The 24,366-nt window shown below is 69.2% G+C and carries 22 protein-coding genes; 12 read left to right on the forward strand and 10 right to left on the reverse strand.

Annotated elements, in window-relative coordinates; all coding sequences use genetic code 11:
• Positions 1-316: 316 nt before the first annotated feature.
• The 4 genes from ychF to JQS43_RS20405 all read right to left on the reverse strand — a co-directional run bounded on the left by ychF (position 317) and on the right by JQS43_RS20405 (position 2,872).
• Positions 317-1,402: a redox-regulated ATPase YchF gene (gene ychF, locus JQS43_RS20390; protein ID WP_239675983.1), complete on the reverse strand. Its 1,086-nt coding sequence runs from the start codon at positions 1,400-1,402 to the stop codon at positions 317-319.
• A 65-nt stretch (positions 1,403-1,467) separates the two neighbouring features.
• Positions 1,468-1,989, reverse strand: a complete 522-nt coding sequence (locus JQS43_RS20395; protein ID WP_239675984.1) for a hypothetical protein — start codon at positions 1,987-1,989, stop codon at positions 1,468-1,470.
• The gene (locus JQS43_RS20400; protein WP_239675985.1) at positions 1,989-2,279 is read right to left on the reverse strand and encodes a hypothetical protein; all 291 of its coding nucleotides are present in this window, start codon (positions 2,277-2,279) and stop codon (positions 1,989-1,991) included. The genes JQS43_RS20395 and JQS43_RS20400 overlap by 1 nt, the downstream gene beginning before the upstream one ends.
• A gap of 2 nt (positions 2,280-2,281) precedes the next feature.
• The gene (locus tag JQS43_RS20405) at positions 2,282-2,872 is read right to left on the reverse strand and encodes a hypothetical protein (protein ID WP_239675986.1); all 591 of its coding nucleotides are present in this window, start codon (positions 2,870-2,872) and stop codon (positions 2,282-2,284) included.
• 605 nt (positions 2,873-3,477) lie between these two features.
• Between JQS43_RS20405 and JQS43_RS20410 the strand changes: the two genes are divergently transcribed.
• The 6 genes from JQS43_RS20410 to JQS43_RS20435 all read left to right on the forward strand — a co-directional run bounded on the left by JQS43_RS20410 (position 3,478) and on the right by JQS43_RS20435 (position 9,720).
• Positions 3,478-4,950 (forward strand): DNA-3-methyladenine glycosylase 2 family protein, encoded by a 1,473-nt coding sequence (locus tag JQS43_RS20410; RefSeq protein ID WP_239675987.1) that lies wholly within the window; start codon positions 3,478-3,480, stop codon positions 4,948-4,950.
• Complete coding sequence (locus JQS43_RS20415; RefSeq protein ID WP_239675988.1) at positions 4,947-5,429, forward strand: methylated-DNA--[protein]-cysteine S-methyltransferase; 483 nt, start codon at positions 4,947-4,949, stop codon at positions 5,427-5,429. The genes JQS43_RS20410 and JQS43_RS20415 overlap by 4 nt, the downstream gene beginning before the upstream one ends.
• A 93-nt stretch (positions 5,430-5,522) precedes the next feature.
• Complete coding sequence (locus tag JQS43_RS20420) at positions 5,523-8,108, forward strand: hypothetical protein (protein ID WP_239675989.1); 2,586 nt, start codon at positions 5,523-5,525, stop codon at positions 8,106-8,108.
• Between the two features lies 1 nt (position 8,109).
• The gene (locus JQS43_RS20425) at positions 8,110-8,799 is read left to right on the forward strand and encodes a hypothetical protein (RefSeq protein WP_239675990.1); all 690 of its coding nucleotides are present in this window, start codon (positions 8,110-8,112) and stop codon (positions 8,797-8,799) included.
• A gap of 50 nt (positions 8,800-8,849) precedes the next feature.
• Positions 8,850-9,200: a hypothetical protein gene (locus JQS43_RS20430; protein WP_239675991.1), complete on the forward strand. Its 351-nt coding sequence runs from the start codon at positions 8,850-8,852 to the stop codon at positions 9,198-9,200.
• Positions 9,201-9,255: 55 nt separating this feature from the next.
• Positions 9,256-9,720 (forward strand): hypothetical protein, encoded by a 465-nt coding sequence (locus JQS43_RS20435; RefSeq protein WP_239675992.1) that lies wholly within the window; start codon positions 9,256-9,258, stop codon positions 9,718-9,720.
• A 44-nt stretch (positions 9,721-9,764) separates the two neighbouring features.
• Here JQS43_RS20435 and JQS43_RS20440 read toward each other — a convergent pair whose 3' ends face one another.
• Complete coding sequence (locus JQS43_RS20440) at positions 9,765-10,898, reverse strand: DNA recombination protein RmuC (RefSeq protein WP_239675993.1); 1,134 nt, start codon at positions 10,896-10,898, stop codon at positions 9,765-9,767.
• 71 nt (positions 10,899-10,969) lie between these two features.
• Here JQS43_RS20440 and JQS43_RS20445 point away from each other — a divergent pair, with 71 nt between their 5' ends.
• The gene (locus JQS43_RS20445; RefSeq protein ID WP_239675994.1) at positions 10,970-11,692 is read left to right on the forward strand and encodes a hypothetical protein; all 723 of its coding nucleotides are present in this window, start codon (positions 10,970-10,972) and stop codon (positions 11,690-11,692) included.
• A gap of 55 nt (positions 11,693-11,747) precedes the next feature.
• On the opposite strand, the gene JQS43_RS20450 is transcribed toward JQS43_RS20445, so the two are convergent.
• The gene (locus JQS43_RS20450) at positions 11,748-12,890 is read right to left on the reverse strand and encodes a glycosyltransferase (protein ID WP_420847607.1); all 1,143 of its coding nucleotides are present in this window, start codon (positions 12,888-12,890) and stop codon (positions 11,748-11,750) included.
• Positions 12,891-13,194: 304 nt separating this feature from the next.
• Here JQS43_RS20450 and JQS43_RS20455 point away from each other — a divergent pair, with 304 nt between their 5' ends.
• The gene (locus JQS43_RS20455) at positions 13,195-13,632 is read left to right on the forward strand and encodes a YbjQ family protein (RefSeq protein ID WP_239675996.1); all 438 of its coding nucleotides are present in this window, start codon (positions 13,195-13,197) and stop codon (positions 13,630-13,632) included.
• A 46-nt stretch (positions 13,633-13,678) separates the two neighbouring features.
• Here JQS43_RS20455 and JQS43_RS20460 read toward each other — a convergent pair whose 3' ends face one another.
• Positions 13,679-14,701 (reverse strand): 4-hydroxy-3-methylbut-2-enyl diphosphate reductase, encoded by a 1,023-nt coding sequence (locus tag JQS43_RS20460; RefSeq protein WP_239675997.1) that lies wholly within the window; start codon positions 14,699-14,701, stop codon positions 13,679-13,681.
• Between the two features lie 129 nt (positions 14,702-14,830).
• Between JQS43_RS20460 and xseA the strand changes: the two genes are divergently transcribed.
• Positions 14,831-16,078, forward strand: a complete 1,248-nt coding sequence (gene xseA / locus JQS43_RS20465) for an exodeoxyribonuclease VII large subunit (protein WP_239675998.1) — start codon at positions 14,831-14,833, stop codon at positions 16,076-16,078.
• A 103-nt stretch (positions 16,079-16,181) separates the two neighbouring features.
• Entirely contained in the window at positions 16,182-17,129 is a 948-nt protein-coding gene (locus JQS43_RS20470; RefSeq protein ID WP_239675999.1) for a glycosyltransferase family 2 protein, read from the forward strand.
• A gap of 121 nt (positions 17,130-17,250) precedes the next feature.
• On the opposite strand, the gene pruA is transcribed toward JQS43_RS20470, so the two are convergent.
• Entirely contained in the window at positions 17,251-18,879 is a 1,629-nt protein-coding gene (pruA, locus tag JQS43_RS20475; RefSeq protein ID WP_239676000.1) for an L-glutamate gamma-semialdehyde dehydrogenase, read from the reverse strand.
• Between the two features lie 200 nt (positions 18,880-19,079).
• On the opposite strand from pruA, the gene JQS43_RS20480 reads away from it, so the two are divergent.
• On the forward strand, positions 19,080-20,147 hold the full coding sequence (locus JQS43_RS20480) for a hypothetical protein (RefSeq protein ID WP_239676001.1): 1,068 nt from the start codon (positions 19,080-19,082) through the stop codon (positions 20,145-20,147).
• Here JQS43_RS20480 and JQS43_RS20485 read toward each other — a convergent pair.
• Entirely contained in the window at positions 20,120-20,596 is a 477-nt protein-coding gene (locus tag JQS43_RS20485) for a DUF6912 family protein (RefSeq protein WP_239676002.1), read from the reverse strand. The genes JQS43_RS20480 and JQS43_RS20485 overlap by 28 nt on opposite strands.
• 126 nt (positions 20,597-20,722) lie before the next feature.
• Between JQS43_RS20485 and JQS43_RS20490 the strand changes: the two genes are divergently transcribed.
• Entirely contained in the window at positions 20,723-21,310 is a 588-nt protein-coding gene (locus JQS43_RS20490) for an Rv3235 family protein (RefSeq protein WP_239676003.1), read from the forward strand.
• A 29-nt stretch (positions 21,311-21,339) separates the two neighbouring features.
• Here the strand turns inward: JQS43_RS20490 and secA are convergent, their stop codons facing one another.
• A complete protein-coding gene (gene secA / locus JQS43_RS20495; protein ID WP_239676004.1) occupies positions 21,340-24,336 on the reverse strand; it encodes a preprotein translocase subunit SecA in 2,997 nt (998 codons plus the stop codon).
• Between the last annotated feature and the right edge of the window lie 30 nt (positions 24,337-24,366).

The following is a 24,366-nucleotide window of genomic DNA, read 5'->3' on the forward strand; positions in this document are numbered from 1 at the left end:
ATCCACTAGGGCGACAAACCAGGCTGAACCTGACAGATCAGGCGCCACTCAGCCCACCAAGAGATAGATGCTCGCCGGCGCGGGCGAGATAGTAACGGCTATCGTCGCCCCCTTGCGGCTCAGTCAAATGAGGCGAGCTGCCCGGAGCCGATTCTGCAGCGATTTCCCCCGACAACCCGGCCGCTGGCAGATGCCTAAGCAAACCCCGTAGCCCCACCTGAGCTGCGGCGACGCCTGATGATCACGTGACCCGAGCTAGCCAGCAGAGTCCTACGGCCGCCCCGATCAGTGCAGAACCGTAGGCATCGCCGCCGGCCTATACGTTGAACCTGAACTCGACCACGTCGCCGTCGTGCATGACGTACTCCTTGCCCTCGATCCGCACCTTCCCGGCGGCCTTCGCGGCGGCGTGGGAACCGGCGGCGACAAGATCGTCGTAGGAGACCACCTCGGCCTTGATGAAGCCGCGTTGGAAGTCGGTGTGGATCGCCCCGGCCGCCTCGGGCGCGGTCGCCCCCACCGGGATCGTCCAGGCCCGGGACTCCTTCGGCCCGGCCGTGAGGTAGGTCTGCAGACCCAGCGTGCGAAACCCGACCCGGATCAGTTGGTGCAGACCCGGCTCCGCCTGCCCGACCGAGGCGAGCAGTTCACGGGCCTCCTCCTCGGGCAGGTCGGTAAGCTCAGACTCGATCTTCGCGTCGACGAAGACCGCTTCGGCCGGCGCCACCAGCGAACGGAGCTCGTCGAGCCGCCCCTCGTCGGCCAACGTCTCCTCGTCGACGTTGAAGACGTAGAGGAACGGCTTGGTGGTGAGCAGCTGCAGCTCCCGCAGCTCCGCCAGGTCGATGCCGGCCGCCGTCGCCCCCGCGTACAGGGTGGTGCCGGTGTCGAGCAGCTTCGCCGCGGCGGCCGCAGCGGCCGCCAGCCCGGCCCGATCTTTCCGGGCCTTAGCTTCCTTCTCCAACCGCGGCAGGGCCTTCTCCAGCGTCTGCAGGTCGGCCAGGATCAGCTCGGTATTGATGGTCTCGATGTCGCTCGCCGGCGAGACATCGCCGTCGACGTGCACCACGTTCGGGTCGGAGAAGGCGCGCACCACCTGGCAGATGGCGTTGGCTTCGCGGATGTTCGCCAGGAAGGCGTTGCCCCGACCCTGGCCCTTGGAGGCGCCGCGGACCAAGCCTGCGATGTCGACGAACTGCACCGGGGCCGGCACCACCCGCGCCGACTCGTGCATCTTCGCCAGCACGTCCAGCCGCGAATCCGGCAGACCGACCATCCCGACGTTCGGCTCGATAGTGGCGAAGGGGTAGTTCGCCGCTAGCGCCCCGGCTTTGGTGAGCGCGTTGAACAGCGTGCTCTTGCCGACGTTGGGCAGCCCGACGATCCCGATAGTGAGTGACATCCGAACCCGTTTACCCCTTCAGCTGGTGCGCCGCGCCCCTGACCAGACCGGCCAACCTCGCAAGTCTACGAGTCGACCGCCGCCAGCAACCGGTCGGCCAGCGCCGCGAAACTAGCGCCGGTGACCGGGTCACCGCCGACCGCTTCCGCCGCGAGTTGCGCGAATAGCGCCCCTGTGCCTCGGCCATAGGCAGTGAGGTATGCCATCGCGTCTTCTGAGACCGACTTGGCGTACTCACTCGACCGGTGTGACCGGAGCCCAGCGACAAGAGTCCCGTAGTGAGTAGCTTGGAGGATCCGCAGCACGTCGAGCGCGTCCTTGGCATGTATGCGCTCCGGGGCACCCTGCCCAACCCGCTCCCCAAGCTTGATCAGCTTTGCAACCAGCAGCGCAGCCGGACCGGCAACCGCAAGCTGGTAAACACGAGGACCCGCATCCGGATCAAGCGACGCGATTCGCATCGGTTCGTGGTCGAGGATCGCTGCCTCCAGCCCGTGGGTGATCCGGGCAACGCCGTTGCGATGCGGAGGTATGTACGCTGACCGGGCACTCTTACCCGAGCGGTTGCTCTGGTGCGGCACGGTCATCAAATCGACCGCAACCCCGCCAGCACCGATCCAACTGCCTGGCTGGACCCTGCCACGAAGCCAGCCTTCTCCATCGCGGCGAAGATCTCGGGCTCGTCCTCAATACGAGCAACGTCCAACGCAAGGTCCGCGTCGGTCGTCATAGGCGCCACCGCAAAATCGCCTGCGCCACACCTGAGGTAGATGGCCTGGGCTCCGACGAGGATGGCTGACTCCGCGTGACTTCCTAACGCCTCGACGGCGTCGAGGAGTACGCGACGCGCGTCGACGTAGGGCGACGTGAACTCCATCGTCAGCGCCAGCCCCGGTCCTCTGAGGCCAAAGCGTCCATCAGCTGTTCTGCCTCTTGCCTGGCACGGCCCGGCATGGTCAGGAGGTCAGCCACTGTCTGGCCAGGGCCCACCGACACAAGATCACCACCAGTATCGTTTCGAGTACTCAACAGCTCCACATCGTATGGCTGAGCCAGCAGGACATTCGCACTGGGAGGAGTCGTCTCCACGAGCTCAAGCGCTCCGGCCGCCGACTCTATGTCGGACACATAAAGAGCGAGCTGCGTCATTGCGGTCAACGGGACGGTTGAGCGAGGCAAGAGTCGTTGAGCCGCATATGAGCCGGTCACGGCTACCCGAGCACCCGCACCAGCCACCTCGTCCAGCACGGATTGCAGCCCGCGCGGCGCGAGGTACCAACCGACCCGGTTCGCCTTGACGAACGTGTAATCCTGGACCCATCGTTCGACGAGGTGCCGCTTGTACACCTGTTCGAAGCGCCCCGCTCGCTCGGACCGCGCCAGGACCCCTGCGTCATCCAAGGTGCGCAACACCTTCGAGACTGTGCCGGGGGCCACCCGGGCAAGCCGCGCCAGCTCCCGCACTGTCACCGTGGGCTCGTCCTGTTTCGAGGGCGACCGGTCAAGCAACGATCGGATGACCCGCCCAGCGCCTGGGCCGCTAAGCCTCGCGATTTGACCTCGGCGGCGAGGTCTCGGATCGGCTGCGGCGCCGACCGATCGCACGAAGACCGCTGGGGCATCTGCCCTGAGCCGACACCACCCGGTCAGGTCCAGGTAGTCGATGTCAGCCTCCTCACAACGGGCCCGGATAGCTGGTCCCAGGTACGGGCTCACGAGCAGCAACCGCTCTTCGGCGCTGGCGGCCAGACTTCGCAGGTGCCGCTCAGCTACCCGAAACTGGGCTTTGGCCTCCACTACCCAGTTCGCGATCTCCCCGTTTGGGGAACGGATGCTCAATAGGCCGTCACCCCCGACACCCGCCCGGCCGTTCGCACCATCCTCGGAAACGGCCGCGGCCCAGCGGTCGGGCAGGAGCCCTTGCACCCGCTTCCCCACCTCGCCTAGCAGCGACGTTTCCCGAAAGGCACTGTTTCCCGGCACGGGAAACAGCCTAATTGAGGAAACACCGACCCGCCCACCGCCACGTCCGATTTCCGCGAGCATCTGCCCCGTCTGCGAGGCAGGATCGAGGCATGGAGCTGGAGTTCGAGTGGTGTTACCGGGCGGTGAGCAGTAGGGACCGGCGCTTCGACGGCTGGTTCGTCACCGCGGTCACCACAACCCGGATCTACTGCCGCCCCTCCTGCCCCGCCCGTACCCCGCAGCCGGGCAACGTGCGGTTCTACCGGTCGGCCGCCGCCGCCCACGGCGCCGGCTTCCGGGCCTGCCGCCGCTGCCTGCCCGACGCGGTGCCCGGCTCCCCGGAGTGGGACCAGCGGGCCGACACGGTCGGCCGGGCGATGCGGCTCATCTCCGACGGCGAGGTCGACCGGGCCGGGGTGCCGGGACTGGCCCACCGGCTCGGCTACACCGAACGTCACCTGCACCGGCTCCTCACCGCCGAGGTCGGCGCCGGCCCGCTCGCGCTGGCCCGGGCGCAGCGGGCGCAGGCGGCCCGGGTGCTGGTGGAGACCACCCAGCTGAGCCTCGGCGAGATCGCCTTCGCCGCCGGGTTCGGCAGCGTGCGACAGTTCAACGACACGATCAAGCTGGTGTACGGGGTGTCGCCCACCCAACTCCGCCCAGCCCGGCAACGGCCCGGGAGCGCTTCGGGCGAGATCATCGCCGCGGCGGACCCGGTCGAGGCCGCCAGCGGCATCACGGTACGGCTGGCGTACCGGTCGCCGCTGCACGCGCCGGCGCTGCTCGCCTTCCTTGGCGCCCGTACGATCCCCGGCGTCGAGCAGTGGCAGGCCGAGACGTACCAGCGGGCCCTCCGGCTGCCGCACGGACCCGCCACTGTGGCGCTCGGCCCGGCCAATGGCCACATCGTGGCGCAGCTCTGGCTCACCGACGTCCGGGATCTGGCGCCCGCGGTGGCCCGCTGCCGCCGGCTGCTCGACCTCGACGCCGACCCGGAAGCGGTGGATAGCGCGTTGCGCAACGACCCCGGACTGCGAGACGCGGTCGCCGCCGAACCCGGGGTACGGGTGCCGCGGGCAGTCGACGGATTCGAACTCGCGGTCCGCGCGATCGTGGGGCAACAGATCTCGGTCGCCGCCGCCCGGACCGTCCTCGGCCGGCTGGTGGCGGCGGCCCGACCGCCATCGGCCGACCACGCGCGGTTGGCGCCGTTCCCGGACCCGGCGACCCTGCGCAAGCTGCCCGACTCCGCGTTCGGGATGCCGACCCGCCGCCGGGAGACGCTGCGGGCGCTGGCCACCGCGGTCGACACCGGTGATCTGTCCCTCGACCCGGATGCCGACCGGGCAGCGACGGTGGCCGCGCTGCGCGACCTGCCCGGGGTCGGCGACTGGACCATTGACTACCTGCGGCTGCGCCTGTTCGGCGAGCCGGACGTGTTCCTCGCCACCGATCTGGCCGCCCGTCGGGCCGCCCGCGCGCTCGGGCTACCCGACGAGGTCAGCCCGCTGGCGGCCTACGCCGCCGACCACTGGGCGCCCTGGCGCTCGTACGCGCTAATGCGACTCTGGAGGCTCGCATGAACCACACCACCATCGACACACCGGCCGGTCCGTTGACGATCGCCGTGACCGAGCCTGGCGTGGTCTGCCGGGCTGTCTTCTCGAGCGCGGATCATGCACTGTTCCGCGAGTCGACATACCAGGCTGACCTCGGCGATGTTTCGAAGGCGGTCTACGCCTATCTGGAGGGTGACCTGTCGGTGCTGGACGAGGTGGCGGTCCGACCGCAGCCGGCCGGTGAATTCCACACCGAGGTACGGCGGGTGTTGCGGTCGGTGCCCCCGGGCCGACCGATCACCTACACCGCTCTCGCCGCTCAGACCGGCCGGCCATCGGCGGTCCGGGCCGCCGCCAACGCCTGCGCCCGCAACGACGTGGCCCTCTTCGTCCCTTGCCATCGGGTGATCCGGGGCGACGGCGGGCTCGGCGGCTATCTCTGGGGGCTGGACGTCAAACGGTGGCTGCTCGAACACGAAGGGCTCGCGCCCGGAAGGATCTGAGTCATCTTCCTGACGACCCCATGGCAGCCCGGCAGCATAAGTCTATAGTGGTGATGTCGTCACTGTAGGCAACTCCCCTGAGGGAGGCGGGCGTTGAGCCCATTCGAGAAGCATCCAGCCAGCCCCAACCTGCTCGAGGTCCGGGAACGTCGGTTCATGGAGCTGGCTGAGGAGGTCGTGGACACTCAGTTGCTTACCGACTCGGCCTTCAAACCGGCGACCGCCTCGTGGGATGGGATCGCGTCGGAGGAGCTTCGGGCCGCCCCCAAACCGGTCATGACCCAAGCGTATGACGTTGCGTCGGATCTGGCGTGGGCGGCCACCGCTACGCGTGTGTGGGCAGATCAGGTCCGGACTTTCAACGACCGGGTCGCCGAGCTGCAACGACAACGCGACGACGTGCCCGCCGAGGTGGAACGCTTCGTGGAGTCGAACTCGCTGCTGGGGCTACCCGTTCGCGACCTCGACGGCGTCCGCGAGCACAAGCGCGACGAGTTGATCCGCGAGCTGTGCGACAAGTGGGCCGACGCCCATAACGAGCACATCGAAGAAGGCTCCCGCCGGGTCACAAGCATGTTCCAACATGGTCCTACCTGGGAGCATCTAGAGTTCGCCCGACACACCGGCACGTTGCCTGGCGGGATCGGACTCGCCGGCTTCTTCACCGCAGGATGGGAGTCGGCAGCTGCCCCGACCGAGGCGCTGCGACTGGCCGGGCTGCTCAGCGACCCAGCCCACCAGCCTACGGAGGCCGAACTTGCGGAGTTCCACGATCTGCTGGAACGGTTCGCCGATGACGAAGCGTTCTGGTACCACTTCCTGAGCGGCCTCAGCCCGGAAGGCTTACTGCTACTCAACGGCAACCTCGCGATCCAGACCCCCGACCAGCCCGGCAACAACCCGGACTGGGACGCTCGCAGCGAACTCGTCGGCGACATCCAACGGCTCCTCGGCGAAGGACTCGCAACCGCGACAGCCCAGCGCGGCGTCGAAACGCCGTACGGGACATATCAGCCGGGCGACCACGAGCTGCCTGCGTCGTTCCTGGTCGAGCTGACCCGGGCCGGTCAACAGCAGTACCAGCTCGGCGGGCCGGGGACCACGTTCCCCAACGGTGGTGTCCCGGTCTACGGATACCAACTGCTCGCTCCGCTTCTCAACAACGGCGACTTCGACGACCGGTTTCTGGTCATCGTCGGCGGCGACATGATCGACTTCGAGATGGCCCAGGGTGGAAGCGACTTCTGGGCCGAAGATATCGGGGTCGGCTCCAACTTCTTCCACATGCGGCTGGACTGGACAAAGCCGGGTGGAGCGGCCGGCTTCGACCCCATGGGCGGGCTGATGGCCGCGATGGAGCGCAATCCGGAGGGCGCTCTGGCCGTCCTCCACGGAGTCCGAGAGCTGGGGGGTGCCACCTGGGCGGATGGCACACCGAAGGTGCCACAGGCCGAGGGTGACACTGACTACGGCATCAGCCCGCCGCCCCGAGGGTTCCGCCTGCCACGGCTCGACTACCTGCTCACAGACCGGGAATGGCCGGCGGACCTGGTCAACACCGGCGAGCTCTACAACAACCCACCGCCGGAGAATCTCGACAACTACCCGTACCGGCCGGCCCTCACCCGCTTCGGCGACATGCTGGTGGAGGTCACCCGTCTTGATGATGAGCGCGCCGTCGAGGTGATGGAGCTGATCGTCTACGAGCTTGCCACGGACGAACGGGCGATGGGATATCCGAACGGTGCAGTCCCGGGAGCGAGCGCGACAGTCGCCGACGTTGACTACAACATCGTGCCGCCCACCCTCCGTGAACCGCTCGCCACCATGCTCGCCGACTACATCGTCGACGTGAACCGCAGCATGCTTCCTGCGGACCTTGCGATGGGCCCTGGCGATCGAGGGGCGCAGCTGGATAAGACCCACCTGCTCCGGCTGCTCGCCGAGGTGGGCAAAGACGAGCAGTCGCACGAGATTGTGACAGTGGCGCAGGTGACCTACACCGCACAGTCATACCTCGATTACTTGGGTTACCCGGACGCCGCACCGCTGAACCCCGATGGTGATCGACGACTTGACGCCCTCGAATTGATAGCGGAGCAGAGCGGTGCGGTTATGGGCGCCGTGGATGCCGGCGCAAGCCACAGCCACTGGCATGAGGCCTGGCAGCGCGAGCAGAGCAGCAACGCACAAGAAAACGAATATTTCGACATCGCCGGGCATATTCTCGGAGCGGCGACCGACAGCGTCAGACTGGTCCCTGGCGCCGGCTACGCATTCAGCGAGATCAGCTCGTCAACTCTTGAAGGGCTAGCGGACGGAAAATTTGTCGATAACCGCGCGCAGAGCCACTACCTCATGACGCAGGTCATGGGTCATGGTGAGGAACAGGCGGTAGCGATGATGGAGGCAGCGCTCTACCAAAGCGGCGCTCTACCGGATCTACCCGACCAGCTCATGCGCCAGGATGGGACGCCGAAGCCGGTATCAGAATGGGGACCCGACGACCAAGCGGCATGGGAACGCTATAAGGGATACGGTGACACGCCTGGTCGGCCACAGAACACCGAAGCGGCGGCCGTAATCGGGCCAGCTACGAGCACGGCGGCGCAGAGCTACGCGAATGGTTTCGAGGCGGCTCGGGCGGTCTTGCGGCTGCCTCCGAGATCGGAGCCTTAGGATGAGCTATCCGGGTTCGGCTCGAGCACTATCGGTCATCCTGACCGTGGCGCTAATTGCAGCGTGTTCGAGCGGGAAGGCTTCGCCGGAGAACGATCCGGCCAGTCCTGCGACGTTTGACCCAACGACTCCTGCGCCCGATACCGAACAGGAAGCCTTCGCGCTGATGCCACTCGACGGTGTAGGCGACACGCACCTTCACTGGGAAACCGGGATCGCGGAGATGGATACTGATTTCGAGGCAGCCATAAAGGCGGCACAGGCCAATCGCGCGCTGGATTACTATCGATACACCTTGGGCGCGCTACCCGACGACCTACACCTTTATCAATGGACAACCAAACCCGAGAGCGTCGGCATCGCTGATGTTTGGCTATTCGGTGACGATTACTTCGAAGACCCCGGCCACGGCGAGGTCTGGATATGGGTACAGCACGTTGAGCACCACAAGCACCAGTCCATCAAGGTCCTGTTCTGCGAGGACGTCGGCTGGTGGGAGCAACGGTCCCGCCAACGAATGCTGCCACGGAGCGCTGCGACCAATCCGCTGTTGACAGGCTTCATCGTCACGCATGATCTTGAGTCATCGCAATGGCTCGTGGACGGAGCTGCTATATGGCCAATGACTGACCCAGAGTACGCCGACCCTTGTGAGGATTGGGCGAATCACGAACCCACCGAGACTGGCTAGGCACCATCAGAGCAAACTCAGGGTGCAGCACTATAGAATGGAAGTGACTGATGGGCGGCACATATTTCATCTCCGCTGACACTGGCACTGCCGCGAGTGCTGGCCACCAAACCGCGGGCACGGCCGAGTCGTGGGACTCCTGGGCCGGCCGCTGCGCCGCTGCGTTCGGTGACGCCGGGCAGTCGTTTCGCAGCGTCCGGATCGAGCTTGCCGCCATGGGGTTCGGCTGGCGGGTCGTGGGCGGGGCACGGCAGGTGGGTGAGCATGTCGAGACCCTGGGTCTCAACACCGCTGCCGCGGCCAACACCGTCGACGCCGCCGACGAGGACTCAGCGGCGCAGTTGCACCAGCACAGCGGCGGCTCGATGGGCTCCCACCTTAGCCGGCCGGTCAACCACTAAAAAAAGCCGAAACTGGCGCTGTCGCGCCCCCGGGGATGACTCCTACGCTCGGGCCATGACCACGCCCGACCGGTTAGCGCTCATCGACACGCTGCTCACGCGCCCGTTCCCAGAGGACCCCTCGAGAGAGGGGTACCACACCAGCGGCCCCGGACACCACCTGCACGCGCTCCAGGCCAGCCCAGATTTCTGGGCCGACCGCAGCGAAGAAATGCTGGCGGCGGCCGAATCCGAGATCGAGGCCGAGCACGCCGCGCTGGTGGCGGAGCTCACCGCCCGCTGGGGTGGCCCGGAACAGGTGGCGCTCGACCCGGTCGCGGTCAGCGACGTTCCGACCCCGGAACCCGTCGCCCAGCTCGCCCAGCTCAGCGGAGAGATGCTGGTGTGGCGACCGGACCTCGCGGACCGGTGGGTGGGGCTGGCGGTGGGCCAGGGTGACCCGGAGCTGCCAATCGTGCTCTTCGCCGCGGTAGGGGTAGACGACCTGCCCGTCGCCGCCCCGGTGCCGGCCGCCGCCTGACCGGCTCCAGCCGATCGGGCCGGACCGGGGGTGCGGAAGCGCGGTCAGGGCCGGGGCGGCGGCTCGTTGACGAGTTCGGGGGCCTGGGGTTGCCGGGGGGCCGTCTCCACCTGCTCCGGCGCGGGCAGCTCCGAGTCGGCGACCCCCAACTCGGCCAGTTTGCGGGCGCTGACCAGCACCCTTGCCTCCAGCGAACCGACCGCTTTGTTGTAGGCGGTGACCGCGCCGCCGAGCGAGCCACCGAGTTTGGACAGATGGTCGCCCATGGTGCTCAGCCGCGCGTACAGCTCCCGGGCGAGGGTGTGCACCTCGGCCGCGTTGCGGGCCAACGCCTCCTGCCGCCACGCGTACGCGACCGTCCGTAACAATGCTACGAGCGTGGCGGGGGTGGCCAGCACGATGTCGCGGGTGAACGCGTGCTCCAGCAGGCTCGGGTCGTGCCGCAACGCCGCGTCCAGGAACGGGTCCGCGGGCACGAAGAGCACCACAAACTCGGGGGCCTGCGGGAAGGCCGACCAGTAGGACTTCGCCGCCAGGCTGTCGACATGCCGGCGCAGGTGGCCGGCGTGGGTGGCGAGGTGCTTCTCACGGCCGGCCTCGTCGCGGGCCTCCATCGCCGCCAGGTACGCCTCGAACGGCGCCTTCGCATCCACCACCACGGTCCGGCCGCCGTGCAGCCGCACCACCAGGTCGGGGCGGACGGTCTTCTCTTCGATGCTGGCGGTGACCTGTTCGGAGAAGTCACAATGGGCCAGCATGCCGGCGGCCTCGACGATCCGGCGCAGCTGGTGCTCCCCCCACCGGCCCCGTACCTGCGGCGCCCGCAGCGCCGCCACCAGCTGCTTGGTCTCCTGCCGCAGCTCCCCCGATACGGTGCGCAGCTCCGCGTACGCGTCGGTGCGTTCCCGTTCCAGCTCGGCGACCCGTTGCTCATACCGCAGCAGCGTCTCCTGCAGCGGCGCGACCGCCCGGGAGACCGCCTCGTGCGACTCGGCGGTGGCCTCATAGGTGAGGGCGCGCAGTGACTGCTCCAGTCTGGCCTCGCCCTGCCGGGTCGCCACCAGCGTGGCGCGTAGCTCGGCCAGCTGGGTCGTGGCGCGGGTCCGGGCGGCCAGCCAGCCAACCGCCGCCCCCGCGGCGAGGCAGACCACCACGACGGCCAGGGTGGAAACACTCACCGCGGCAGCATGCCAGACGGGTGGGACACATGGGTACGGATGCCCGTAGCGGGGTCGGGTAGCGTTGACGTATGGAGTTGTTGTTGCTGCTGCTCGTGGTGCTGGTGGTCGGCGGAGCCTTCTGGTGGTGGCAGAAGGAGGCGGCGGCCCGTCGAGAGCGGGAGCTCGCCGACGCCGCGGCCGAGGCCCGCCGGTGGTATGAGCGGCTCGGCGGCCAGGTGATGAACCTCAGCGGCGACGATCCGGCGGTGCGGCAGGCGCTGGCCGACGCTGGCGAGCGCTACAACGCCGCCGGTTCGCAGCTGGAGCAGGCCGGCAGTGTTCACCAGTTCCGGCTGGCACAGGAGACCGCACTGGAGGGTCTGATGTATGCGCGGGCGGCCCGGGTGGCGCTCGGTATCGACCCGGGGCCGGAGCTGCCGCAGCTGGCTGCCGCGCGGGGCGCTGGTCAGTTGACGCAGGAGCGGCAGGTCGAGGTGGAGGGTCAGACCTTCAAGGCCGGCCCGAACCCGAGCGAGGACAAACCCCACTACTACCCGGGGGGCCGGGTGCAGGGGCGGCCGATGCCTGCCGGTTGGTATTCGCAGCCGATCTGGAAGCCGGCGTTGGCTGGCGCCGCTGGCGCGGTCGGCGGCATGTTGCTCTTCAACGCAATGTTCGCTCCCGCCTTCGGCGATCCGGGCGCTGGCGGCGACGATATGGCTGCCGGCGACGACGGTGGTGACTTCGGCGACGGTGGCGATTTCGACGCCGGCGGCGACTTCGGTGGCGACCTGGGCGGGTTCGACTTCTGAGCCCACCGGAGGTCGCCACCCGAGTCAGCGGCCGGGCCGCCGCTGCGTCCGACGATCAGAATCCGTGCAGCGTCCGCTGTCCGACCGGTGCGTAGGCCGGCGCCGTCTCCCGGGCGAGGGAACGCCTAACCGCCCGCCGGTAGACCTGCTCGTAGCGGCTGGCCATCAGCTCCGCGGAGAAGGAATTCTGGACGTGGCTGATGCAGGTGATCGAGTCGATCGAGGTGACCTGTTCCAGCGCCGCCGGTAGCTGCTCCGGCTCGTCGCAGATCAGCCCGGTGACTCCGGCCCGGATCACCTCCGGCACCGCACCTCGGCGCAGCGCCACCACCGGCGTCCCCTCCGCCATCGCCTCCACCATGACCATGCCGAACGGCTCCTCCCAACGGATCGGGAGGATCAGGCAGCGAGCCGACCGGATCAGCGCCTGGCACCGCCGCCGGTCGGCGTTGAGTACCAGCTCGGTGTCCGGTCCGAGCATCGGCGCGATCACCTCGCTCAGGTAGCTTCGCTCCCCTGGTTCGGTGCACTTCCCCGCCAGCACCAGCGGGAGGCCGGCCGCGCGGCAGGCCTCGATCGCCAGGTCGGGCCCCTTGTCCGGGTTGAACCGGGCGAGCCACAGCACCGGCCGTTGCGTCGCCGGCCGGGGGTCCGGTGGGGTGTTCGCCAACCCCTCCGTCGAGAGACCATTGTGGATAACTGCGGACCAGGGTAGTTCGGGCCGGGTCCGTCGTTGCGCCGCGGAGATCGCGACCAGCGAGACCTCGGTCTCCCCGAGCGCGGCGAGCAGATCGCCGTGCTCCCCCTTGGGGCAGTTGTGGACGGTTGCGACAGTTGGCATCGGCCGGGTGCCGGCGGTGAGCAGACCAGACGAGGTGTGGTCATGCACCACGTCGAAGTCGCCTTCGGCCAGCAGCTGGTTGGCCCGGGCGACGTGCAGCAGCTCGGGCAACCCTTCGCCGAGACGGAGATGTTGCGGCTCGGCCACGGTGGAGACGAATCGGCCGGCGGTGCCGCTGCGCACACCGGCGCCGATCACCGTAACCTCATGGCCCTTCGCAACCAGCGCATCGACCAGCGCGGCGGCCATCTGTTCCACACCGCCGTAACCGGGCGGCGGAAGCTCATACCACGGCGGTACGAGCATCGCTATCCGTAGTCGGCCGGCGCGGTGTCGTTGGTCGTACGGTCGGTCCATCACACTGCCCCCAAGTTAGACGTCAGTATCTACACATCGGGCGGGGACCCAGGTCGTTTCTACCCGGCCGGCCGGAAAGCAAACGCCACTGCGGTACGCGAGGGTGCCGGTGGGGTTAGACGGAACTGTTGGTACGCAATGGGATCGTTGACCGCGGCGGTCCGCCGCATTATCGCGGCTGGGTCACCTCGCGGGGGCCCAGGTTTGGATTTTCGTGGCCGCGGACATGGTCGGAGCATGACATCGCACAAAGACGTGATCGGCACCGGCCGAGCCGGTGCCGATCCTGGTTGCGAGGTTTCCAATGCTGGTGGTCACCACTGACGACATTCCCGGATATGAGATCCGGCAGGTACTCGGAGAAGCGATCGGCGTGACCGGTCGGACCCGTAACCCGTACCGGGAAGGGGTCCGGAAGCTGCACGGCGGTGGCAATCCCCAATTGGTCAAGGCGCTCACCCGATGGCGACTCGATGCGGTCGACCAGATGATCCGCCACGCCCAGACATTGGGCGCCAACGCGGTGGTGGCGATGCGTTTCGACCACCGCAATGTAACTGATATGTGGGGGGAGATCTGCGCCTACGGGACCGCGGTAGTGGCGGTCCCGGTCAGCCCGTCGGCCCCACCGCTATCGCCACAGACCAGGCAACGCGCGGCCGAACCAGCGCCGGCCGAGCCGGCCGAGCCCACCGAGACCGGCGAGCCGACCGAACCGGCCGAGCTGACCGGAAGCAGCTGACCCGGCGACAGCTGACCCGGCGACAGCGTTGGGGACGCCCGGCGGGCTACTGCTCGGCGGCGGTGCCGGCGAGCTTCGCAGCCGCCCCGGCCCGGGCTGCCGCGGCTTCCCGAAGGTCTTTCTTGAGCTGCTGCGGCAACGCGAAGGTGAGGGTCTCGTCGGCGGTGCTCACCTCCGCCACGTCGTGGAAACCCTGCTCGGCGAGGTGGTCGAGCACCTGCATCACCAGCTCGTCCGGGACGCTGGCGCCGGAGGTCAACCCCACCGTGCCCACCCCGACCAACCACGCCGGATCGATCTCGTCGGCGTAGTCGATCAGGTAGGCCGCGCGGGCACCCGTCTCTAGCGCGACCTCGACCAGCCGCACCGAGTTGGAGGAGTTGCGGGAACCCACCACCAGCACCAGGTCGCAGTCGGGGGCGATCTCCTTCACCACCTGCTGCCGATTCTGGGTGGCGTAGCAGATGTCGTCGCTGGGTGGCGCTTGCAGCAGCGGCAGTCGGGTGCGCAGCCGCTCGACGGTCTGCATGGTCTCGTCTACCGAGAGCGTGGTCTGCGAGAGCCAGACCACCTTTTCTGGGTCGGCGACGGTGATCTGGTCGGCGTGCTCCGGGCTCTCCACCAGCTGGATGTTGTCGGGTGCCTCACCCGCCGTGCCGACGACCTCTTCGTGGCCGGCGTGGCCGATCAGGAGGATCTCGTAACCCTCCTTGGCGAACCGCCTGGCTTCGTGATGCACCTTGGTCACCAGCGGGCAGGTGGCATCGATCGCCCGCAGCTTGCGCTCCCGGGCCTGCTCGTGCACCTCGGGCGCGACGCCGTGGGCGGAGAAGATGACGATCGCACCCTCGGGCACCTCGTCGTTCTCCTCGACGAAGATGGCCCCCTGCGCTTCCAAGGTGCGCACCACGTGCTTGTTGTGCACGATCTGCTTACGCACATAGATCGGGGGGCCGTAGAGCTTGAGCGCCTCCTCGACGGTCTGCACCGCCCGGTCGACACCCGCGCAGTAGCCGCGCGGCTTGGCCAGCAGCACCCGCTTACGGTCGGTCCTCTGGTCAGCGTCCACCCGACCATGGTACGGGCCGCCGCCAACCGCGGTAGTGCGGCCGGCTGATCCGGGCGCTCCGCGTCGCTCGTAGGCGCAGCGCGCGGTAGCTGAGCTGCGGCGCTGGTCGACCGGGGTAGGCTCAGCCAGGTGGCCGAGCCTACCCCGGAATCGTCTCGAAGCAGCCTGGAGCAGCCGTGGCCGGTACGGGTGGTGAGTCAGCGGATCGGCGAGTGGATCGGCCGGCTCGGCTGGGTGTGGGTGGACGGCCAGATCGCCCAGATTTCCCGGCGCCCGGGCGCCAGCACGGTCTTCCTCACCCTCCGGGACCCGTCGGCCGACCTCAGCCTCACCGTCACCACCAACCGCGATGTGCTCGACCGCAACGCGCCCAACCTGGCCGAGGGCGCCCGGGTAGTGATCCACGCCAAGCCCGCCTTCTACCCCGCCCGGGGCACGCTGTCGCTGCGCGCCGACGACGTACGCCAAGTCGGTCTGGGTGAACTCCTCGCCCGGATCGAGCAGCTGCGTAAGTTGCTGCGCGCCGAAGGCCTCTTCGACCCGGATCGGAAGCGCCGGCCGCCGTTTCTGCCGCGCCGAGTCGGCGTGATCACCGGCCGTGGCAGCGCCGCCGAGCGGGATGTGGCGGCGGTGAGCCAACGGCGCTGGCCGGCGGTGCAGCTGCGGGTGGTCAACGTCCCGGTGCAGGGCCCGACCGCGGTCCCGCAGATCATCGAGGCGCTCCGGATGCTCGACAGCGACGACGGCGTGGACGTGATCATCCTGGCTCGCGGCGGCGGCAGCGTCGAGGACCTGCTGCCCTTCTCCGACGAGGCGCTCTGCCGCGCCGTCTTCGCCGCCCGGACCCCGGTGGTGACCGCGATCGGGCACGAGAGCGACAGCCCGCTGGTGGACTTCGTCGCCGATCTCCGCGCCGCGACCCCCACCGACGCCGCCAAGCGGGTGGTTCCCGATCTGGCCGAGGAGACCCGGCTCGTGGTTACCGGCCGGCAACGGATCCGGCGGGCGGTGGCCGGCCTGGTGGACCGGGAGCAGCACCGGCTCGACGCGTACCGGTCCCGGCCGGTGTTGGCGCGACCGCAGGTCCTCGTCTCGGCCCGGGCTGAAGAGACCACCGCCTGGCGGGACCGAGCCCGCCGCTGCCTAGGGCACCGGCTCGACGCCGCCGCAGACGAACTACGCCACACCCATGCCCGGCTGCGGGCGCTCTCCCCGGCCGCCACCATGGCCCGCGGGTACGCGGTGGTGCAGCGGGGCGACGGCCGGGTGGTCCTCGATAGTGACGAGGTCACCGCCGGCGATTCGCTGCGGATCCGGCTCGCCGTCGGCGATCTCCACGCCACCGTCGACGCCACCCGGCCGGCCACCGCCGACTGAGTCGACCCGCGGCCTGCCCAGCGGGCCGCCGTACTGTCGAAATTGCCATCGAACAATGTCGAACCGGCAGTTTCGCCCTGGCCGGCGCCTCGTTAGGGAGGGTGTGATTCGGAGCAAGACGCACCGGCGGGTCGCGGCGTGGCCCTCGGTCGGAGTGGTCATCGCGACCCGCAACCGGCCCATGCTGCTCCGGCGGGCCCTCACCGCCGTCCTGGCCCAGGCGTACCCGGGGCCGATTCACGTCGCGATCGTGCATGACCAGGCGGAGCCGGACGTGGCGCTCGCCGCCGGTGGCGACCGCCCGGTCACGGTACTGATGAACCAGCGCACCCCGGGGCTGACCGGTGCCCGTAACACCGGCGTCTTGGCGCTCGCCACCGAGCTGGTCGCGTTCTGCCACGACGACGACGTGTGGGCGCCCGAGAAGCTGCAGGCCCAGGTGGCGGCGCTCACCGCCGCGGCCGGCGCGGAGGTCGCCACCTGCGCCACCGAGCTTGAGTACGACGGCCGGCGTACGCCACGGCTGGCCGGGCTGGACCGGATCGACCTGGCCGACCTGACCCGGGCCCGGCTCGCTACCCTCCCCTCGTCCACGTTCTTGATCCGGCGCGCCGCGCTGGTCGGCCCAGACCGAATCGGCCTGCTCGCCGAAGACGCGCCCGGCAACCAGAACCAGGACTGGGACCTGTTGCTGCGGGCCGCCCGGCGAGCCCCGATCGCGCATGTGGACGAGCCGCTGGTGCGGATGCTGTGGCGGTACACCTCGCCGTACAGCTACGAGTACACCACCAAGATCTCGTCGCTGCGCTGGATCATGGCCCGGCATCCGCAGCTGGAGTCTGGGCGGCCAGAGGCGGCCCGGGTCTACGGCCGGCTGGCCTGTTGGTCTGCGGCGAGCGGCAATCGGCGGGCAGCCTGGCACTGGACGAAGCAGACGGTCCGGCAGAACTGGCGGGAGCCCCGAGCGGCGATCGCGTTGGCGGCGTTGTCGGGAGCGGTCCGGATCGAGCGGCTCCTGGCCACCCTCCACCGCCGCGGCCACCTCGTCTGAGCACGTTCGCCCTCGTCCGGCCGATCATGAGCGTAGTGACCGACACACCGGGCGTGTCGGTCACTACGCTCATGATCGACGCAGCAGGCTCATGATCGACGCAGCGGGGGGCGGGTGAGGGTCAGCCCATGTGGGGATAGGTGTGGTCGGTCGGCGGGACGAAGTTCTCCTTGATCACCCGCGGGGAGACCCACCGGATCAAGTTGTGCCAGGAACCGGCCTTGTCGTTGGTGCCGCTGGCCCGCGCTCCCCCGAACGGCTGCTGGCCGACCACCGAACCGGTCGGCTTGTCGTTGAGGTAGAAGTTGCCGGCCGCGTAGCGGAGCACCTCGCTGGCCCAGTTCGCCGCCCGCTTGTCGTCAGCGAAGATCGCCCCGGTCAACGCGTACGGCGCGACTCCTTCGGCCTGGCGCACCACATCTTCGAACCGGTCGTCGTCGAAGACGTGGACACCCAGGATCGGCCCAAAATACTCGGTGGTGAAGACCTTGTGCTCCGGATCGGTGCACTCGACCACGGTCGGCCGGACGAACCAACCCTCCGAGTCGTCGCAGGTGCCGCCAGCGATCACCGAACACGAGTCCGAGCCGGCGATCATGTCCAGCGCGGCCGAGTGCTTGGCGAACGCCCGGGCGTCGATCACCGCGCCACCGAAGTTCCGGAAGTCGGTGACATCGCCGTAGGTCAGTGAGTCCGCGGTCGCCGCCAGCCGGTCCCGCAGGCCGCCTTCCCAGATCGAACGCGGCAGGTACGCCCGGGAGGCCGCCGAGCACTTCTGCCCCTGGTACTCGAAGGCGCCCCGGATCAACGCTGTGTGCAGCGCGTCCGCGTCCGCGCTGGGGTGGGCGACGACGAAGTCCTTGCCGCCGGTCTCCCCCACGATCCGGGGATAGTTGCGGTAGCGGGTGATGTTCTCGCCGATCGTGCGCCACAGCAGCTGAAAGGTCTGGGCCGAGCCAGTGAAGTGCAGGCCGGCCAACTCCGGGTGGGCCAACGCCACCTCCGAGACGGCCAGGCCGTCGCCGGTCACCATGTTGATCACACCCGGCGGCAGGCCAGCCGCCTCGAAGACCCGCATCGTGATGTGCGCGGCGAGTTGCTGAGTCGGCGACGGCTTCCACACCACCGGCACGCCCATCAGCGCTGGCGCCGCCGGTAGGTTACCCGCGATCGCGGTGAAGTTGAACGGGGTGATCGCGTAGACGAACCCTTCCAGCGGCCGGTGGTCGAACCGGTTCCACACACCGGGCGGGGACATCGGCTGCTCCGCGAGCAGCTTACGCCCGAACGCGACGTTGTAACGAAGGAAGTCGATCAACTCGCAGGCGGCGTCGATCTCGGCCTGGACCACCGTCTTCGACTGACCCAACATCGTCGTCGCGTTGATCGAATCCCGCCACGGGCCGGCGAGCAGGTCCGCCGCGCGCAGGAAGATGGCGGCGCGGTCCTCGTACGGCATCGCCCGCCACGCCGGTGCGGCGGCTACCGCCGCCGTTACCGCCGCCTCCGCATCGGCGTTGGACGCATTGTGCATGACTCCCAGCACGTGCCGGTGTTGATGCGGCTGCACCACGTTGATCGGCGCGCCGCCACCCATGCGCTGCTGGCCGTCGATCGTCATGGTGAGGTCTGTCGGCGCACCCGCCAGCTCGGCCAGTCGCCGCTGCAGGCGCTCGCGGTCGGCGCTGCCCGGGGAATACTCCCGGGGCGGCTCGTTACGCGGCTCCGGCACGGTGAAAATGGCGTCCATCGCGCCCTCCAAGATCTCGGCAACACTGGCGAGGTCAGGGTCGAACCCTGTTCGTATCCTTTCATGTGGGCGGTACCGGCGACCAACCCCGCCGGCATCACCCGACCCAGCGCACCACTGCCGCCCGGCCACACCGCAGCGGGTCGGACCCACGACGTAGTCTGGGGGCCGGCCCGCTGGCGGACCTCGAGGGACCCACCATGACAGATGAGCAGACCTCGGCGCGCGACGTGCCGGCCGACGCGGCCGACGATGCTGTGCCGGCGGCCTCAGCCGCCGGCGACCAACCCGCGCCAGCTCCAGCCGCCGGCGACCAACCCGCGCCGGTCACCGTTTCCGGCGGCCAACCCACACCAGTGGCCCCGGCCGCCGGTGTGCTGGCGGTGCTGGCGCTCGCCTGGCTGCTGGCGATGCTCTCGTCGGCGCGGCAGGCGATCGGCGACTCTCCCGATGCCGACCCGCTCACCGTCACCCGGGCCGCCCTGGAGCTACCACAGGTGATTTCGGCGAGCCTGATCGCCGGCATCGCCGTCGGGCTGACCGCAGTCAACCTGCTGAGCCGGCTCGCCGGCGCCGCCGCCCGGCGCCGCCTGCCCCGGTTCGGCACCGGCGCCGGAGCCGGCCTGCTGACCGGCGTCGCCGTCGCCACCCCGATCCTGCTGGGGTACGACGGCCTGCCCTCGATCCTGGTACTCAGCGGCGCGGTCGCCGCCGCCGCCATGCTCGGTGGCCTGCTAGCCGGGGTACGAGAAGGGGCGGTCGTCGCCGCCGGCGCGGTCGGGGCGCTGGTCGTCTTCGTCGTCGGGCTCCTGGAACGGATCTTCGAGGGGGACCTCCGCAGCTTTTTCGGCGCCGGTGAGACCGCCGAGTCGGTGATCGCCGCGAGCGGTTGGGCGTCGCTGACCGCCTCCCTCGCCGCGGGCGTGGCCGCGGGCGCGGTCGGATATGTCTACCTGCGGCGGGTCGGCGGCCCCAACCTGCGTTGGCCCGCGTTCCTGGTCGCCGGTGCGCTGCCCGGGCTACTGATCCTGATCGCGGAGGCGGTGACCCGGATCGCCGGCACCCGCCTGTTCCAGCTGGTCAGCGCCGCCAGCGCGGACGACCAGGCGGTCTTGAACTACTTCAACGCGGCCCGATTCAACCGCGCGCTGATCGTGCTGGTGGTCGGTGCGGTGGTCGCCACCGTGCTGATCGGGCGCACCCTGCGCGCAGCTGACCCGGCGTCGAGTGAAGACGACGGTCAACCCGCCTCCGCCGGCACCAACTGATCAAGTTCGGAGACGTCGTACCACTCCAGCTCCTCATCGAGTTCGGTCCCGGACGGGTCGGCTGCGTCGAGCGCCGCGGCCACCGCGGGCTCGGCGGCCACCCCGTCGACATGGATCGCCGCGACCCTGGTCAACGGCACCGGCCCGGCCAGGTTGACCGTCGCCACATCCGCCGCGGCCGCGCCGGCAACCTGCGCCGCAGGGAGGTCCACCGCGATCACCACTCGACGGGGTGCCGTGTGCCCGCCCCGCAACAGCGCCAACGAGGCGTCCGCGGCCCGGCAGAACGCCTCGTACTCCAGCGTCTCGTCGTCTTCGCCGGGGGCTTCCGCCCGCAGCCCGGCGGTGACCGCGTACGCCGCCCCGGGGGGCAGTTCCCGCTGCCGACGCAGCGTCGCGAGGACGGCGAAGGTACCCGGTAGGTAGGCACGGATCGGGGGACCGGTCATGGCCCCAGTAGATCACGAGCGGCGGCGACGACCGGCCGTCGCTCGACCTAGATCGAATAGTTGACATCGGTCGCTATTGTCGGCAGCCACGACGCACTGCGACGAAATGGCCACCGGGAGGGCAGCATGCGACCGACCCTGGCGACACCGCCACAGCTCCGACTGCGCGCCGCCCCCACCTACGATCCGCCCTTCGACGATCAGGCGACCACCGACTGGCGCAGCGCCGGGGCTTCGCAGCCGATGCTCGCCGCCCCCCAACCGCTGGCGCCGGCGGGCACCAGCGGTCCGGCCGGCGCCAGCGGCGGCTCGGCTGATCGGCGGTCTCCCACCGCGGCCGCGCCTGCCACGACCGCCGCGGCGGTCCGCTTCGTCAACACCTGCCTGGAGATTCTCAACGGCTACCGGGCGGTCAACCACCTGCGGGCGGTGACCCATCCGCTCGCCGCCCCCGAGGTGATCGCGGCGATGACTCAGGCGGTACGCCGGCTGCGGCGAACGGTGTCTCCGCAGCGCGCCAGCCCTCGCCGGGAAAGCCTGGTGAAGGTCCGGCAGATGCGCACCTGCGAGCCCCGCCCCGGCGTCGCCGAGTTAGCGGTCGTGGTGGGTGCCCGGGTCGGGCCGCAGGCGCGGGACGAACGGTCCTGGGCGCTCGCCTTTCGGCTGGAGCAGACCCAGGACCGTTGGTTGTGCACCGCAGCGCAGCTGCTGTGACCCGGTGCAGCGCAGCTGCTGTGACCCGGTCAGGCGCCCCCGGCGGGAGCACCGTGGCAGCGCTTGTACTTCTTGCCGGAGCCGCAGGGGCAGGGCGCGTTCCGGGACGGCGCCGACCCGACGGCCTGGCCGGGCGCCTGCTGCCGGGCCGCGCCCGACCGGCCTCCGGACCGGTCGGCGGCCCCGCGGTTGTCGCCGGAGCGGTTCGGCTGCTGCGACTCGGCGGCTCGGCCGGCGGTAGCCGCCCCGATCGCCGGACCCGCGCCGACCTGCGGCCCGCGGCCGAGGCCGAGCGCCGGGGCGGCGGGACGGTCGGACTCCCGCTCGGTGGTGACCCCGCCGGAGCCGGCTTCGCCATCGACCGTCGGCGCGGAATACTGAAGGTTCTGTGGCTGCGCCTGCGCCGGCCGCAGCCCGCGGGCACGGACCTCCACCGGGGATTGACCCACCGGCAGCGGCATCGCTGGCTTGGCCGCCGGCTGGGTCGGGGTGGCCGCTGCCTCCGCCTCCGGCTGCTGCACCCGCACCTCCGCGTTGAACAGCAACCGGACGGACTCCTCCTTGATCCCCTCCAGCATGGTCTGGAACATCGCAAAGCCCTCGCGCTGGTACTCCACGACCGGGTTGCGCTGCGCGTACTGCCGCAGCCCGATGCCCTCCTTGAGGTAATCCATCTCGTAGAGGTGCTCGCGCCACTTGCGGTCGATCACGCTGAGCACGACCTGCCGCTCGACCTCGCGGACCGTCGCCTCGCCGAGCTCTTCCTCGCGCCGCTCGTAGGCGGCCATCACATCCGCGAGCAGTCGCGACCGCAGCTGGTCGACCTCCAGGGCGGAACGGTCACCGTCCACCTCTTCGAGCAGCTCGTCGATGGTCAGCCCGACCGGGTACAGCTGTTTGAGCGCACTCCACAGCTGATCGAGGTCCCAGTCCTCGGCGTACCCCTCGTTGGTGGCGCCGCTGATGTAGTCACCGACCACGTCCTCAAGCATGTGCCGGACCTGGTCCCGCAGGTCCTCCCCGTCGAGCACCCGCTTACGCTCGGCGTAGACCACCTGGCGCTGCTGATTGAGCACCTCGTCGTACTTGAGGACGTTCTTCCGGATCTCGGCGTTCTGGCCTTCGATCTGGGTCTGCGCGCTCTTGATCTGCCGGGAGACCATCTTCGACTCGATCGGCACATCGTCGGGGATGTTGAGGCGCTCCATCACCGACTCGACCGCGCTGGCCCGGAAGCGGCGCATCAGATCGTCCTGTAGCGACAGGTAGAACCGCGACTCACCCGGGTCACCCTGCCGCCCGGCCCGGCCACGCAGCTGGTTGTCGATCCGCCGGGCGTCGTGTCGCTCAGTGCCCAGGACGTACAGACCACCTGCGGCGACCACCTCCTCGCCCTCGCCGTCACAGACCTGCCGCCACTTGGCGACGCCGGTCTCCAGCGCCTTGGCGTACTCTTCCGGCTGCTCCACCGGGTCGAACCCCTGCTGGCGCAGCTCGGCCGCGGCGAGGTACTCCGGGTTGCCGCCGAGCAGAATGTCGGTGCCTCGCCCGGCCATGTTGGTGGCGACGGTGACCGCGCCCTTACGGCCGGCCTGCGCCACAAACTCGGCTTCTTTGGCGTGGAACTTGGCGTTCAGCACGTTGTGCGGAATGCCCCGCCGCTTGAGCATCGTCGCCAGGATCTCGGACTTGTCGACCGAGGTGGTGCCGACGAGCACCGGCTGGCCCAGCTGGTGGCGCTCGACGATGTCCTCCACCAGCGCCTCGAACTTGGCCTTCTCGGTCTTGTAGATCACATCGGCTTTGTCCAGCCGGACCATCGGCAGGTGGGTCGGGATGGTGATGACCCCGACGTCGTAGACCTTGTTGAACTCGCTCGCCTCGGTCTGGGCGGTACCGGTCATGCCGGCGAGCTTGTCGTAGAGCCGGAAGTAGTTCTGGAGCGTGATCGTAGCGAGGGTCTGGTTCTCCTGCTTGATCTTGACGCCCTCTTTGGCCTCGATCGCCTGGTGCATCCCCTCGCTGAACCGCCTCCCGGCGAGCACCCGGCCGGTGAACTCGTCGACGATCAGGACCTCACCGTCACTGTTGACGATGTACTCCTTGTCTTTGCGGTACAGCTCCTTAGCCTTGATGGCGTTGTTGAGATAGCCGACCAACGGTGTGTTGACCGGCTCGTAAAGGTTCTCGATGCCGAGCCGGTCCTCCACCTTGGCGACCCCGCGCTCGGTGATCGCGACCGTCCGCTTCGCCTCGTCCACCTCGTAGTCGCCGCCGCCCTCGGTGCCCCGCTGCATCCGCGCCACGATCTGCGCGAACTCCGGGTACCACCGCTGGGAGTGCTCCGCCGGACCCGAGATGATCAGCGGCGTCCGGGCCTCGTCGATCAGGATCGAGTCGACCTCGTCGACGATCGCGAAGAAGTGTCCGCGCTGGACCAGCTGGCCGGCCGACATCGCCATGTTGTCACGCAGATAGTCGAAGCCGAACTCGTTGTTGGTGCCGTAGGTGATGTCGCACTCATAGGCCGCCTTGTGGTCGGCCGAGGTCTGGCCGGGCAGCACCGCGCCCACCGTCAGCCCGAGGAAGCGGTGGACCTGGCCCATCCACTCGGCGTCCCGGCTGGCGAGGTAGTCGTTCACCGTCACCAGATGGACACCCTTGCCGGCGAGCGCGTTCAGGTACGCCGGGAGGACACCGGTGAGGGTCTTACCCTCACCGGTCTTCATCTCCGCGATGTTGCCGTAGTGCAGCGCCGCCCCGCCCATGACCTGGACGTCGTAGGCTCGCTGCCCCAGCACCCGGCGCGCCGCCTCCCGGGCGGTCGCGAACGCCTCCGGCAGCAGGTCGTCCAAGCTCTCGCCGTCGGCCAGCCGCTCACGATACTGGTCGGTCAGCGCCTGCAGCTCGGCGTCGCTCAGGTCGGTGTAGTCGTCCTCGATCGAGTTGACGGCATCGGCGACCTTCTTGAGCCGACGAACCTGCCGCCCCTCACCAGCATTGAGGATCTTTTCAAGTATGGGCACGGGTCTTCAGCGCTCCCCTAGACGGTCTGA

It is taken from the genome of Natronosporangium hydrolyticum, from assembly GCF_016925615.1.
Classification (GTDB): Bacteria; Actinomycetota; Actinomycetes; order Mycobacteriales; family Micromonosporaceae; genus Natronosporangium; species Natronosporangium hydrolyticum.